Origin of the sequence: Marinobacter alexandrii, from assembly GCF_005871205.1 — a bacterium.
Classification (GTDB): domain Bacteria; phylum Pseudomonadota; class Gammaproteobacteria; order Pseudomonadales; family Oleiphilaceae; genus Marinobacter; species Marinobacter alexandrii.
Window position 1 is genome coordinate 71,704 of record NZ_SWKM01000016.1, and the last position, 13,705, is coordinate 85,408.

Below are 13,705 nucleotides of genomic sequence, written 5' to 3' on the forward strand. Positions count from 1 at the left end.
GCTTGTCCGTGAAACCGGCCGCCATCGCGGGCGATTACCAGCATCAATCAGAAGTAAATCAATGGGTTTTCCGCTATGATACCTTACTGTTTTATCCGGAGTCCTGTGTGCTGCAATTTATCTATTCCCAGTTGATACGGTTACTTTTGCCCTTCATTTTGTTGCGCCTCTGGTGGAACGGTCGTCGGGCTCCGGAGCTTCGCCGCAACTGGTATCAACGACTTGGCATCGTGCCCCGCCATGAGGGTGCTGTGGTCTGGGTGCATGCGGTATCCGTGGGTGAAACCATTGCCGCCGGTCCCATGGTCCGCCGTCTGTTGGCCCGCGACCCCGGTATCATCATCCTGATGACTGCAATGACCGACACTGGCATGGCCCAGGCTCGCAAGATGTTCGGCGACCAGGTGCAGTACGCCTACGCGCCCTACGATACGCCTGGTTCCATTCGACGGTTTCTGAAGCGGGCGCAGCCCCGGATTCTGGTCATCATGGAGACCGAAATCTGGCCCAACATGATACGCCAGTGCCGGACGCTTGAGGTACCCGTGTTCCTGATCAATGCCCGGCTCTCCGAGCGTTCAGCCCAGGGCTACGAGCGCATCAAGAGCCTGGCCGCACCGATCATGCGCAGTATCAGCTGGGTGGCCGCCCAAGCTGAAAAAGACGCCGAGCGGTTCTGTCGGATTGGTGTTGCCAGCTCGAAAGTCGCCGTTACCGGAAGTGTTAAGTTCGACGTCGATATCACCGAAGATGTCCGCAGTGCATCGGCGGAACTTCGGCAATCCCTCTCCAGGCCGGCAGTATGGATCGCAGGAAGCACACATGAGGGAGAGGACGCGCAGCTGCTGGAAGCGCACCGGAAGGTGCTTGCCGTCCATCCCCGCACTCTGCTCATTATCGTGCCGCGCCATCCGGAGCGGTTTGAGTCGGTGGCCGATAAGGTTGAAAAAGCCGGGCTGACGCTGGCACGCCGCTCAACCGGTAACGGGGTGGCGTCGGCCGATGTTTACCTTGCCGATACCATGGGCGAGTTGATGATGCTCTATGGCGCCAGTGACATGGCGTTTGTGGGAGGATCGTTGATCGAGCGCGGCGGGCATAATCCACTGGAGCCGGCGGCCTGGGGCATCCCCGTGTTCTCCGGACCGCACGTATTTAACTTCGAGACCATCTACCAGCGTCTGCTGGACGATTCTGGTGTCAAGCTGGTTGCCGATGCGGATGAACTGGCGATTCACCTTGTTCAGCTGATCACTGACGACGATGAGCGCCATACCATTGGTGACAGGGCACTGGCCGTCGTTAACAAGAATCGGGGTGCGTTGGACAAGGTTGTTGACGGGATCGTAGAGCGGATTTAAGGCGAGCCCGGAGTCGGGCCCGCCTCGGGTCTTACTGTGCTGGGTTGTCGAGAACCTTGTCTTCATTAGCCAGCGCCTCGATGCCCGGTGCCGATTCACTCAGCCAGTTGTTCAGGGCAACCAGATCCTGCGGGCTTAGCGTGCCGGCAGCCTGCTTGAGCTGCAGGGTGTTGATCACGTAGTCGTAGCGAGAGTTGGCGTAGTCCCGGAGCGCCACGTAATAGGCCCGTTCTGCATCCAAAACTTCAACAATATTTCGGGTGCCAACTTCGTACCCGGCCCGCGTGGCGTCCAGTGCGCTGCGGCGCGAGACAATGGTCTGTTCAAGGGCCGAGGCAGTCTCGATGTTGTTGTTTACGGTCAAGAACAGGCTGCGTGTACTCACCCGCACGTCACGACGAACAGTTTTCAGTGACTGCTCAGCCACTGTGACCAATGACCGACGCTGGCGAACGCCGGCCTGAGTGCCGCCACCGGTATACAGTGGCACGTTCAGGGTCACGCCAATGACGCCCTGAGTTGTGGTGCCATCCCGTTGCATCTGAAAAGTACTGGGATCCTCCAAGCCATCGGTCTTGGTCTTTCCATACGAGGCGTTCAGATCCAGGGTGGGGTAATGGCCCGCCTTGGCGGATTTCAGGTTGGCTTCACTGACGTTCAAATCGTACAGGGCAGATTGAACAGACCAATTCTGGTCAAGCGCGGTTGCCTCCCAAGCAGATGGATCCATGGGGTCGGGCCGGCCTAATGGAAAATTCTGTCGAAGATTCTCTATTTCCTCCGGAAATTCTCCTGTCAGCCGCGCCACCTGTTCCTGGGAAATGTTGAGCTGGTTTTCCGCCACGATTCGCTGGCTGCGGGTATCATCGTAGGTGGCACGCGCCTCGTAGACTTCGGTGATGGCAATCAAGCCAACGTCAAAGCGTTCCTGGGCCTGTTCATATTGACGTTGGATAGCGGCTTCGGCTGCGCGGGTCGTGATGACGGTGTCTCTGGCACGGAGCACGTTAAAGTAGGCCGTGGCCACATCCAGTATCAGCTGCTGTTGAGCGAGGTTGTAGTCGGCGCGAGCAGACTCTGTCTGAAACTGGCTGGCGTCGTAATCGAACCAGGCATCCGCTCGAAACAGGGGCTGGGTGAGTTGAACTCCGTAAGCCAGTTCGCGGTAGCTGTTGTCCTGGTTGGGGCCTTCCACATCGATGTAATTGGCTTCGCCAAATGCGCCGAGCTGGGGCAGCAACACACTGCGAGTCACATCGCTGGCGGCCTGCTGGGCTTCGAAACTGGCCTGGGCGGCAGCGATGCCGGAGTCGTAGGACAGGGCTTTCTCATAGGTTTCCATCAGATCGATGGAGAGGGCAGGTTGAGCCACCATGAGACCAACAAGTCCGGAAAGCAGACGTTTCTTCATTGTTTCTCCTGAATACCTGTGGACGTGAGCGTCCTACTCGCAAACGCTGACTTGGCCGCCGCACTGTGCAAGTTGTGCAGAATCAGACCGTTGATAGGGCTTTGGTGCGACATTATGGACAATAATCGGTCACAGCTCTACACTTGCAAACGGCACTCATTTTGGGTGCTACACAAAACAGATTCGCGTCTTGACGGGGTGCTGGTCTGCCTTAACTAGATAAGGGCAGACGGCTGAGATTGCAACGCAGAACCCGCGACCTGATCCGGATAATACCGGCGTAGGAATTAAGACCACAGTGCTGATCGGCCAAATGTCTCTTCGCTAATTACAGCGGTAGACCGTCCTCAGCTCCGTCATACGCGACCCGACCTCCATTAAAGTTCCGGGAGCAAACGATGACAGAGCTACCTTCCTACCTCAGTGATTCCGCCCAGGTGGATTCCGCAGCGGTCACACCGCTACCCAATTCCCGCAAGGTTTACGTATCCGGTAGCCGCCCCGATCTACGTGTGCCCATGCGCGAGATTTCATTGGCCGATACCCCGACTGAAATGGGTGGGGAAAAGAACGAAGCCGTGATGGTCTACGACACCTCAGGGCCGTACACCGATCCCGAGGCCACGATTGACTTGCGCAAGGGGCTGGCGCCGATCCGCGCAGCCTGGATCACAGAACGTAACGATGTCGAGCCTCTGCCCGGCTATACCTCGGAGTTCACGCGGCGCCGCATGAGCGATCCCCGATTGGATCCGCTGCGGTTCATGGATGAGCGCAAACCACTCCGCGCCAAGCCAGGCTGCAATGTCAGTCAGATGCACTACGCTCGCAAAGGCATCATCACTCCGGAAATGGAGTACATCGCGATCCGGGAGAATCAGAAATTGCAGGAAGCCCGGGAGCGGGGCTTGCTGAAGGACCAGCATCCGGGGCAGTCGTTCGGTGCCAATCTGCCAGCAGAAATCACACCGGAATTCGTCCGCGACGAAGTGGCCCGTGGCCGTGCCATTATCCCCGCCAACATCAATCACCCGGAATCGGAGCCAATGATCATTGGCCGCAATTTCCTGGTGAAGATCAATGGCAATATCGGCAACTCTGCGGTCAGCTCCTCGATCGAGGAAGAGGTGGAGAAGTTGACTTGGGGCATCCGCTGGGGCGCCGACACCATCATGGACCTGTCCACTGGCAAGAACATCCACGAAACCCGCGAGTGGATTGTGCGTAACTCGCCGGTTCCCATTGGCACCGTCCCGATATACCAGGCCCTGGAAAAAGTTGGCGGCGTGGCCGAGGACCTGACCTGGGAAATTTTCCGGGATACCCTGATCGAACAGGCGGAGCAGGGCGTGGACTACTTCACTATCCACGCGGGCGTCCGTTTGCATCACGTGCCGCTGACCGCGGCCCGGACCACTGGCATTGTGTCCCGGGGTGGTTCCATCATGGCGAAGTGGTGCCTGGCGCATCACCGTGAGAGTTTTCTGTACGAGCACTTCGAAGACATCTGCGAGATCATGAAAGTCTACGATGTGTCCTTCAGCCTGGGCGATGGCCTGCGCCCGGGATCAATCGCCGACGCTAATGACGCCGCCCAGTTCGGCGAACTGGAGACGCTGGGCGAGCTCACCAAGATCGCCTGGAAGCACGATATCCAGGTCATGATCGAAGGGCCCGGCCATGTGCCCATGCATCTGGTCAAAGAGAACATGGACAAGCAGTTGGAATGCTGCGATGAGGCCCCCTTCTACACACTAGGGCCGCTGATCACGGACATCGCACCGGGTTACGATCACATCACCTCCGGTATTGGCGCGGCGATGATCGGCTGGTACGGCTGCGCCATGCTCTGTTACGTCACGCCCAAGGAGCATCTGGGACTGCCCAACAAGGACGACGTCAAAACCGGCATCATCACCTACAAGATAGCGGCGCACGCGGCCGATCTGGCCAAGGGCCACCCGGGTGCCCAGGTGCGGGACAATGCGTTGTCCAAGGCGAGGTTCGAGTTCCGCTGGGAAGACCAGTTCAACCTGGGGCTCGACCCGGACACTGCCCGCGCCTACCACGATGAAACCCTGCCGAAGGATTCCGCCAAGGTTGCCCACTTCTGCTCCATGTGTGGCCCCAAGTTCTGTTCCATGCAGATATCCCAGGAGGTCAGGGATTATGCTAAGGAGCATGGCCTGGATGAGGTGGCCGCCGTGGACGTTGGCATGCAGGAGAAGTCCCGGGAGTTTGTCGAGTCCGGTAGCAAGCTGTACGACAAGGTCTGAATTGATTGGGGATTGGTGCGCCGAGCGCCAATCCCCTTGCAATCAAGAACAGCCAAAGGCTATCGTTCGAAGTCATTGCCGAAACAGGGTGAACAATGACCGAACCATTTCAGTTCAACTCCAGCGATGTCACCATCGAAAAACGTGAAACCGTTTTCCAGGGCTTTTTCCGCATGGACAAGTTGTGGCTGACGCACGCGCGATTCGATGGCCGGGACATGCCCGTCTTTACCCGCGAGCTGTTCATTCGTGGCGATGCCACCTGCGTTCTGCCCTACGATCCGGTTCGGGATGAAGTGGTGCTGTTAGAGCAGTTCCGTCTTGGTGCCCTTGGCCGCAACCAGTCACCCTGGTTGCTGGAACTGGTGGCCGGGATGAACGAAGATGGTGAAACACCTGAAGACGTGGCCCAGCGGGAAGGTCAGGAAGAGGCCGGTCTGACCTTCGGTGAGCTGACAAAGATCTGTGATTATATGGTATCGCCCGGTGGCAGCACCGAGATGATCCACCTGTTCTGCGGTCTGATCAGCACCGAGGCAGCCGGAGGGCTGTATGGTGTTGAGCATGAGCACGAAGATATCCGGGCCCATGTGGTCAGTGCCGAGAATGCCATTGCCATGATCCACGATGGCCGGATCAACAACGCAGCAGCTATCATTGCCTTGCAGTGGCTTGAACTGAACCGTTCAAGACTTTGGAAAGAGGCCAGCTAATGACTGAGTGGAGCATGCATCCAAAGCGCTATGTGCCGGACCTGAGGCAGCTTGGTGCCCTGTGTGATGGCAATTACCAGCGCCTGCGCCGGTTGCGCCAGCTCGAGGTGGACGGCAAGCCGGTGTGCGAGTTCGAACTCCATCGCGAAAACATCTACCTGGGTCGGGTGCAGATCAAGCTTCTGCAGGCTGCCAAGTACACTGAAACCCTCTTGCTGGAACAGATTCATAATTCCGGCCGCTGGCTGAATAACCCGCAAATGACGGTGCGTGTCTACCACGACGCCGCCATGACTGAAGTGATCAGTTGTTATCGCGATCGTCAAATTGCGCCCGTCAACGATTATCCCAACCGCTTTATGCACCACCCTGACGAAAAGGCACAGGTCAACGGATTTCTCGCGGACTGGCTGGATTATTGCCTGCGTTTCGGTCACCTGCCGATGGAGCACGCTGCCTGGTCCGCGGGCGAGGGCGTCGATTGATCCGGAAACTCGGCCCGGCACAGGTCGCAATTGGGCGAAGCGCTCGCAAGTGGTTGTGTCACAGTTGTCAAAAAAGGCAGTTTGTCGGCAGGGGCTAATCAGAATGTGACCCCCGTGGCATTCGAGAGAGGCCAAACCGTAAGCAGCCGTCGTACACTTGTCCGAGAGTTTGAATTGGGCACTGACTTGACCAAGAGCGTATGACTACTAACGATAGGAACCGGCCATTCCGGGTACTGCAGTTGACGGATCCTCACCTGATGGCCGACGCCAATGGCGAGCTTCTCGGGGTGAATACCCGGGACAGTCTCGATGCCGTCATTGCCCAGGCTATTAAAACCCATGGCCAACCTGACCTCATCCTGGCAACCGGAGACCTTGCTCAGGATGGCTCCGAAGAAGCTTACCGGGCGTTCGGGGATCGGCTGCAGGCGTTCGTCTGTGGTTCGGCCTGGCTGGCTGGCAATCATGACGAATCTGGAGCACTGCAGACTGTCGCGGCAGAATACGGGGCTGACCGTCGGCAAATCGTTCAAGGTGGCTGGCAGTGTCTGCTGCTGGATTCCTCAGTGCCTGGGCAGGTTTACGGTGAGTTGCCTCAATCTGAGCTGGACTTTCTTGAAGCAGCTCTGGCCGAGTACCCGGAATTGCCAGCACTGGTCACTCTGCATCATCATCCAGTGGACGTTGGCTGCGACTGGATGCAGTCCATCGGTTTGCGCAACCGAGAGCATTTCTGGCAAATCGTTGATCGGTTCCCGCAGGTGAAAATTGTACTGTGGGGGCACATCCATCAGGAGCAGGGGCTGCATCGAAATGGCGTGCACCTGATGGCCACGCCATCGACCTGTATCCAGTTCACTTCCGGCTCCAGTGATTTTTCCGTGGAGCCTCTGCCGCCCGGCTATCGCTGGTTCGAGTTGATGAACTCTGGCGAGTTCAGCACCGAAGTGGGCCGGGCGAATGATTTTGAGTTCGAGCTGGACCAGAACAGTTCGGGCTATTAAGCGGGGTGCTCCAGGCGGAGCGCTTTTGCGGCTCGAACCATATTTTCCAGTGCCGGGATGACTTCCTCCCAACCTCGCGTTTTCAGCCCACAGTCCGGGTTAACCCACAGTCGCTCGGCGGGAATCCGCTCTGCAGCCCTTCCGATCAGGGCCACAATGTCCTGTGGCTCGGGAATGTTGGGAGAGTGGATATCGTAAACGCCCGGGCCTATGTCGTTCGGGTAGGACTTTTCCTTGAAGGCTTCCAGAAGAGTCATGTCCGACCGGGATGTTTCAATGGTGATGACATCGGCGTCCATCCGGGTGATGGCGTCCAGGATGTCGTTAAACTCGGAGTAGCACATGTGAGTGTGCACTTGGGTCTCATCCTTAACGCCATTCGCCGCCAGCCTGAAGGCATCGATGGCCCAGTCCAGGTAGCCGGCCCAGTCTGACTGGCGCAGTGGCAGTCCCTCTCGGAGCGCAGCTTCGTCAATTTGGATGATCTTCAGGCCCGCCGCTTCCAGATCAAGAACCTCCTCCCTTATAGCTAGCGCCAGTTGCAGGGCAGTGTCCTTGCGGGGCTGGTCGTCGCGAACAAAAGACCAGTTCAGAATGGTGACCGGGCCGGTGAGCATGCCTTTAACCGGTTTGTCCGTGAGGGATTGAGCGTAGCGGCTCCAGTCTACCGTGATGGCTCGGGGGCGGGAGATGTTGCCGAACAGGATAGGTGGTTTTACACAGCGGGAGCCGTAGGACTGGACCCAGCCAAACTGGCTGAACGCATAGCCTTCCAGATGCTCGCCGAAATACTCCACCATGTCGTTGCGTTCAGCTTCGCCGTGGACCAGGACATCAAGCCCGAGCTCTTCCTGCCTGCGAATGCAATCAGCAATTTCGTTGCGAATCCGCGCTGTGTAGTCGGCTTCTGTCAGTGCGCCTTTGCGGAATTGCTGGCGGGCCTTGCGGATTTCCTGGGTTTGGGGGAACGAGCCAATGGTGGTGGTTGGGTAGGGCGGCAGCGGCAGCGGTCGGCGCTGGATCTCGCGTCGAGCGTGATAGGCCGACTTTCGGCAGCCTGCTGAGCTGTCCAGATTCTGAAGGGCCTGGGTGGCTGCTGCAGGGTTGGCGCGGACAGAGTGCTGTCGGCTCCGGACCGCCGATGCGTTTTTCGCCAAGACGTCCTTCACCGCGTCACGGCCCAGATTCAGGGCGCGGGCCAGTGTGGTCAGTTCCTCGAGTTTTTGCACAGCGAACGCGAGCCAGGCTTTGACCTCAGCGTCCAGTTGCTGTTCGCTCTCCAGGTCGACGGGAACATGTAGCAGTGAGCAGGATGGTGCCAGCCATAACCGGTTGCCCAGTTTTTCGTGCAGGGGCTCAAGCCAGTCCAATGTTCTGTTCAGGTCGGTGCGCCAGATGTTGCGGCCATTGACCACGCCTACAGACAGTATCTTGTGCGGTGCCAGCCAATCTGCAACCCGGCTGACCTCCTGAGGCGCGCTGATAGCATCCAGATGCAGGCCCGCCACAGGCAGATCACAGGCAAGCTGGAGGTTTTCCCGCAGGTCGCCGAAGTAGGTGGTTAGCAGCAGTTTTGGTGCTGTGGTTTTCAGGTGATGGTAGGCCAGATTGAAGGCATGGCGCCAGGTCAGATCCAGTTCAGTAACCAGTATCGGTTCATCCACCTGAACCCAGTCAATGCCCTGCTCAGCAAGGTGCTCCAATAGTTCGGCGTAGACCGGTAGCAGGCGATCGAGCAGATCCAGTGGATTGATGTCGTCCTTTGCTCTGCCGAGCCAGAGATAGGTAATTGGCCCGATGATCACCGGCTTCGGCGTAAGGCCCTGGTTTTTTGCTTCGGTAATCTGCGCCCGCAGGCGCTCGGGATTCAGTGAGAATGTGGTAGTCGCGTCGAATTCGGGCACGATGTAGTGATAGTTTGTGTCGAACCATTTGGTCATGGCCCCGGCATGGATGGACTGACACGCGTCATCGTTGGCCGAGCGCCCCCGGGCGACCCGGAAGTACTGATCGAGGGTGGCTCCGCCTCCTTTTCGGGCCCGTTCGGGCAGGTGGCCCAAGGTAAAGCTCATGTCCAGAACCTGATCGTAAAGCGAAAAGTCTCCAACCGGCACCAGATCGAACTGGCTCTGCGCGTGCCAGTTTTCCTGGCGCAGTCGGGTGCCGGTTTCGGTCAGTTCGCTCTCCGTTATCCGGCCCTGCCAGAACGCCTCCAGCGCAAACTTCAATTCGCGTTGCTTGCCGATGCGGGGAAAGCCGAGATTGTGCGTGGTCACCATGGCCGATGATCTCCTTGTGTCTGTTTGGTTGGGATAGAAAGGAGCTAGCCTAAATCGCCTTGGCAATGAAGAATAATGGTATTATTTCAGCTATCCATGAAAATAATTCACGCATTAGAGGTGTTGAGTGCTGGACCGGAACCATTTGGAAATTCTCAGTGCCGTCGACCAGCACGGATCGCTGACCGCCGCCGCCGAGACGCTGAACCTGACTCAGTCGGCGCTCAGTCACGCCATTCGCAAGCTGGAGCAACAGCTGGGTACGGCAGTGTGGGTTCGCGAAGGGCGACAACTGCGGTTAACGCAATCAGGTGAGTATTTACTTGCGCTGGCGAACCGGCTATTGCCACAGTTTGAGCACGCGGAGAGGCTGGTCGGCCAGTTTGCCAAGGGCCAGAGGGGCAGCCTGAGAGTCGGAATGGAATGTCACCCTTGTTATCAGTGGTTACTGAAGGTGGTTGGTCCCTACCTTGAGCGTTGGCCAGATGTTGATGTGGACGTGAAGCAGAAATTCCAGTTCGGCGGGATTGGCGCCCTCTACGGGCATGACATCGATATGTTGGTGACTCCGGATCCACTGCATCGTCCGGGCTTGGTGTTCCAGCCGGTTTTCGATTATGAGCAGGTGCTGGTGGTGGCCGATGATCATCCGCTGGCGGGCGCACAGTGGGCAAGGCCAGAGGATCTCGCCAGGGAAACGCTGATTACCTATCCGGTTGAGATCGAACGGCTCGACATCTTCAGCCAGTTTTTGTTGCCAGCCCATGTGCGTCCTGCCCGCCACAAAACCATCGAAACCACCGACATCATGTTGCAGATGGTGGCCACGTGGCGCGGCGTTGCCGCGCTGCCACGCTGGCTGGTGCTGGAGTACCGCGATAAAATCCCGGTCACGCCGGTGCGCCTTGGTGAACACGGCATCGCCAAACAGATCTTTTTAGGCCTTCGTGAGCGGGATATGGGGGTGGACTACCTGAATTCCTTCATGACGATGGCCCGGGATGTTCGCTGGCGCTAGGGACTTGCGGTAAACTGCGCGAAAAAACGCAATCAGGAATCCGATCATGAGTGATATACCTGCAGATCTGAAATACATCGAAACCCACCAGTGGGTGCGTGTGTCTGACGATGGCACTGCAACCGTGGGCATTACCGACTTTGCCCAAGAGCAGCTGGGTGACGTGGTTTACATCGGCGTGCCCGATCTGGGCGTGACAGTGAACGGCGGCGAAGAGGCCGGTGTTGCGGAATCAGTGAAGTCAGCATCGGATGTATTCAGTCCGGTCACAGGTGAAGTCATTGCTGTGAACGAGGCCCTTGAGGACGAGCCGGAAAAGGTCAACGAAGACCCTTACGGCGATGGCTGGCTGTTCAAGGTTAAGCTGGAGGACCAGGGCGAGCTCGAAGGACTGATGGACGCAACCGCCTACACTGAGCACGTGGCTGCCGAGAGCTAAGCTGCTCTTGATGTCAGGCCGCGTAAACATGCGTTCAGATGGCGGGGTGTTTGATCCACCCCGCCATGTATAATTTCCGCCCCATTTTTTCCTCGACCAGGTGCCCGTTATGAATTTTCCAGTGTTGTATTTACGAAAAGGCGCCGAGCGCAGGCTGAGGGCGGGCCACTTATGGGTGTACAGCAACGAAGTGGATACCCGGCGTTCGCCGCTGACGGAGTTTGAAGCAGGCTCCCAGGCCGAGCTGCGGGCCGCCAACGATAAGCCGCTGGGAACGATTTTCGTTAATCCCCATGCGCTGATCTGCGGTCGTTTGATTAGCCGGGATGCCAGTCACGGCATGACGCCCAAGCGCCTGACGGATCGCCTGGAAACGGCGCTGTCGCTGCGAGAAAAGCTGTTTGACCGGCCGTTTTACCGTTGGGTGTTCGGTGACAGCGATGGCCTGTCCGGGCTGGTGATTGATCGCTTCGACGATACCGTCGTGGTGCAGATCTCCACCGCTGGCATGGAATTGCTGAAAGACGCCATTGTGCGTGCAGTGCAGCGCCTGGCCCATCCCACCGCGATCATCCTGAAGAACGATGGCAAGATGCGGAAGGTCGAGGGGCTTGAGACCTACGTTGAACAGGCTCATGGACCTGAGGTGGCTCTGCTGAAGGTGGAGGAAAACGGCGTACGCTTCGAAGTGCCGCTTGAGGGCGGCCAGAAAACCGGTTGGTTTTACGATCACCGGATGAATCGTCAGCGGTTGCAGTCCTACGCTCCCGGGAAACGGGTGCTCGATGTGTTCAGCTACGTGGGCGGTTGGGGCATTCAGGCGGCCTGTGCCGGTGCCACCCAGGTTACCTGTGTCGACAGCTCGTCCTCGGCCATTGAGTCGGTGCATCACAACGCTCGCCTGAACGGTCTCGCCAACGTGGAAACCCTTGAAGGCGATGCCTTTGAGGCGCTGAAAGCGTTGTGCGACGAGAAGGAAAAGTTCGACATCGTGGTGCTGGATCCACCCGCGCTGATCCCCAGGCGTCGTGACCAGAAGGCGGGTGAGCAGGCGTATGCCCGGCTGAACCAACTGGGCCTGCGGCTGCTCGAGCGGGATGGCATTCTGGTATCGGCATCCTGCTCCATGCACCTGTCCCAGGATCGGCTAACCGATATCATTCGCAGCAGCGGCCGGAAAATTGACCGATTTGTGCAGCTGCTGGAGCAGGGGCATCAGGCACCGGACCACCCGGTGATTCCGGGTATTCCGGAGACTGACTACATCAAGTCCAGCTTTGTCCGATCTCTAACCGGATTCTTCTGATTGCACCGGGCTGTCCCAGCCCTTGAGGGGTAGGGCCCCGTCCGCGTCAGTCCCTTAGAGAGAGGATCTGCCAGCCGTTTTCCCGGGCCAGCGCCTCAAGCGTTGGGTCCGGATCGACGGCGACGGGGTGTTCGACTTCCCGGAGCAGGGGGGCGTCGTTGTGGGAGTCGCTGTAGAACCAGGCTCCGTCAAGGTCATGCCCGTAGGCGCTAAGCCAGTCCTGCAGGCGAGTAACCTTGCCATCCTGAAAACTGGGCACGCCCGCAACTTCGCCGGTGTAGCGACCGTTCACCAGCTCCGGTTCGGTTGCGATCAAGTGCTCAATGCCCAGCGCCTCGGCAATCGGTTCGGTCACGAACCGGTTGGTGGCGGTGATGATCATCAGGGTGTGACCCTGCGCCCGATGGCGGTCCAACAGTTCAGCGGCTTTTCGCTGCATCATCGGCCGTACCTTCTTGTCCATAAAGGACTCACGCCAGGCCAGTAACTGATCCAGGTTGTGATTGGCCAGCGGTTGCAGGGCAAAACCCAGGTAATGAAGGATATCCAGCTCGCCGTTTAGGTACTCCTCGTAAAACCGGTCGTTTGCCTTGCGATACTCTTCCGCATCCACAATGCCTTCTTCAACTAGGAATTCTCCCCAAGCGTGGTCGCTGTCGCCAGCAAGAAGCGTGTTGTCCAGATCAAAAATTGCGAGCGTCAAGCTGTTACCTCCGGTGATTACATGGCCTGCTTCAGGCCAGGTAGTCTAGCACGACCGACGGAATGCGGCTCCGTTTGCCGAACCCTTGGGTTTCTGCAAGAATGAGAGCAACTTGGACAATTCTGACCGGTCAATTTTTGAACCGGTCCGCCGACTTTTGAGAGGACTGTGCCGTGATCGATTCAGACGGTTTCAGACCCAACGTCGGAATCATTCTGGCCAACCACCGGGGAGAAGTTCTCTGGGCACGGCGAATAGGGCAGGACTCCTGGCAGTTCCCCCAAGGTGGCATCAATCATGATGAGTCACCGGAGGCGGCGCTGTACCGGGAGCTGGGAGAGGAAATCGGTCTCGGAGCCAGCGATGTTGAAATCATCAGTTGTACCCGTGGCTGGCTTAGGTACCGGCTTCCGAGGAGGATGGTACGCCACAACTCGCACCCCGTTTGTGTGGGCCAAAAACAGAAATGGTTCCTGCTGAGGATGTTATCGCCGGATGCGCAGGTGTGCGTGGACGGTACCGATTCACCGGAGTTCGACGGCTGGCAGTGGGTTAGCTATTGGTATCCGTTGGGTCAGGTAGTTTCATTTAAACGGGAAGTGTATCGACGTGCGTTGCGGGAGCTCGCGCCTCGGCTGTTCTATAACATGGAGCAGTGGCGCAGGTACGAGCAGAACCGGAACGCAAAGGAACACCAGAAATGACGG

12 protein-coding genes and 1 riboswitch are annotated in these 13,705 nt (G+C 58.0%); of the genes, 9 read left to right on the forward strand and 3 right to left on the reverse strand.

Annotated elements, in window-relative coordinates; all coding sequences use genetic code 11:
* Window positions 1-107 precede the first annotated feature (107 nt).
* The gene (gene waaA / locus FCS96_RS18825) at window positions 108-1,361 is read left to right on the forward strand and encodes a lipid IV(A) 3-deoxy-D-manno-octulosonic acid transferase (RefSeq protein ID WP_138441972.1); all 1,254 of its coding nucleotides are present in this window, start codon (window positions 108-110) and stop codon (window positions 1,359-1,361) included.
* Between the two features lie 31 nt (window positions 1,362-1,392).
* On the opposite strand, the gene FCS96_RS18830 is transcribed toward waaA, so the two are convergent.
* Window positions 1,393-2,772, reverse strand: coding sequence for a TolC family outer membrane protein (locus FCS96_RS18830; RefSeq protein WP_138441896.1), 1,380 nt, complete (start codon window positions 2,770-2,772; stop codon window positions 1,393-1,395).
* Window positions 2,773-2,956: 184 nt separating this feature from the next.
* Window positions 2,957-3,076: riboswitch (TPP riboswitch) on the forward strand.
* Between the two features lie 94 nt (window positions 3,077-3,170).
* On the opposite strand from FCS96_RS18830, the gene thiC reads away from it, so the two are divergent.
* From thiC to cpdA, 4 genes are all read left to right on the forward strand, one after another.
* Window positions 3,171-5,048 carry a phosphomethylpyrimidine synthase ThiC gene (gene thiC, locus FCS96_RS18835; RefSeq protein WP_212747112.1) on the forward strand — a complete coding sequence of 626 codons (1,878 nt, stop codon included), beginning with the start codon at window positions 3,171-3,173 and terminating at the stop codon, window positions 5,046-5,048.
* 95 nt (window positions 5,049-5,143) lie between these two features.
* Window positions 5,144-5,761 (forward strand): NUDIX domain-containing protein, encoded by a 618-nt coding sequence (locus FCS96_RS18840; RefSeq protein ID WP_138441897.1) that lies wholly within the window; start codon window positions 5,144-5,146, stop codon window positions 5,759-5,761.
* Complete coding sequence (locus tag FCS96_RS18845) at window positions 5,761-6,246, forward strand: DUF1249 domain-containing protein (protein WP_138441898.1); 486 nt, start codon at window positions 5,761-5,763, stop codon at window positions 6,244-6,246. The genes FCS96_RS18840 and FCS96_RS18845 overlap by 1 nt, the downstream gene beginning before the upstream one ends.
* A 200-nt stretch (window positions 6,247-6,446) precedes the next feature.
* Window positions 6,447-7,253: a 3',5'-cyclic-AMP phosphodiesterase gene (cpdA, locus tag FCS96_RS18850; RefSeq protein ID WP_138441899.1), complete on the forward strand. Its 807-nt coding sequence runs from the start codon at window positions 6,447-6,449 to the stop codon at window positions 7,251-7,253.
* Here cpdA and metE read toward each other — a convergent pair.
* Complete coding sequence (gene metE, locus FCS96_RS18855) at window positions 7,250-9,532, reverse strand: 5-methyltetrahydropteroyltriglutamate--homocysteine S-methyltransferase (RefSeq protein ID WP_138441900.1); 2,283 nt, start codon at window positions 9,530-9,532, stop codon at window positions 7,250-7,252. The two genes, cpdA and metE, sit on opposite strands and share 4 nt — an antisense overlap.
* A gap of 127 nt (window positions 9,533-9,659) precedes the next feature.
* Between metE and FCS96_RS18860 the strand changes: the two genes are divergently transcribed.
* The 3 genes from FCS96_RS18860 (at window position 9,660) to FCS96_RS18870 (ending at window position 12,295) form a co-directional block, all read left to right on the forward strand.
* The gene (locus FCS96_RS18860) at window positions 9,660-10,550 is read left to right on the forward strand and encodes a LysR family transcriptional regulator (RefSeq protein WP_138441901.1); all 891 of its coding nucleotides are present in this window, start codon (window positions 9,660-9,662) and stop codon (window positions 10,548-10,550) included.
* A 46-nt stretch (window positions 10,551-10,596) separates the two neighbouring features.
* Window positions 10,597-10,989, forward strand: a complete 393-nt coding sequence (gcvH, locus tag FCS96_RS18865; RefSeq protein WP_138441902.1) for a glycine cleavage system protein GcvH — start codon at window positions 10,597-10,599, stop codon at window positions 10,987-10,989.
* A 109-nt stretch (window positions 10,990-11,098) separates the two neighbouring features.
* On the forward strand, window positions 11,099-12,295 hold the full coding sequence (locus FCS96_RS18870) for a class I SAM-dependent rRNA methyltransferase (protein WP_138441903.1): 1,197 nt from the start codon (window positions 11,099-11,101) through the stop codon (window positions 12,293-12,295).
* Between the two features lie 46 nt (window positions 12,296-12,341).
* On the opposite strand, the gene FCS96_RS18875 is transcribed toward FCS96_RS18870, so the two are convergent.
* Entirely contained in the window at window positions 12,342-12,998 is a 657-nt protein-coding gene (locus tag FCS96_RS18875; RefSeq protein WP_138441904.1) for a histidinol-phosphatase, read from the reverse strand.
* 173 nt (window positions 12,999-13,171) lie between these two features.
* Between FCS96_RS18875 and FCS96_RS18880 the strand changes: the two genes are divergently transcribed.
* Entirely contained in the window at window positions 13,172-13,702 is a 531-nt protein-coding gene (locus tag FCS96_RS18880; RefSeq protein WP_138441905.1) for an RNA pyrophosphohydrolase, read from the forward strand.
* Window positions 13,703-13,705 lie beyond the last annotated feature (3 nt).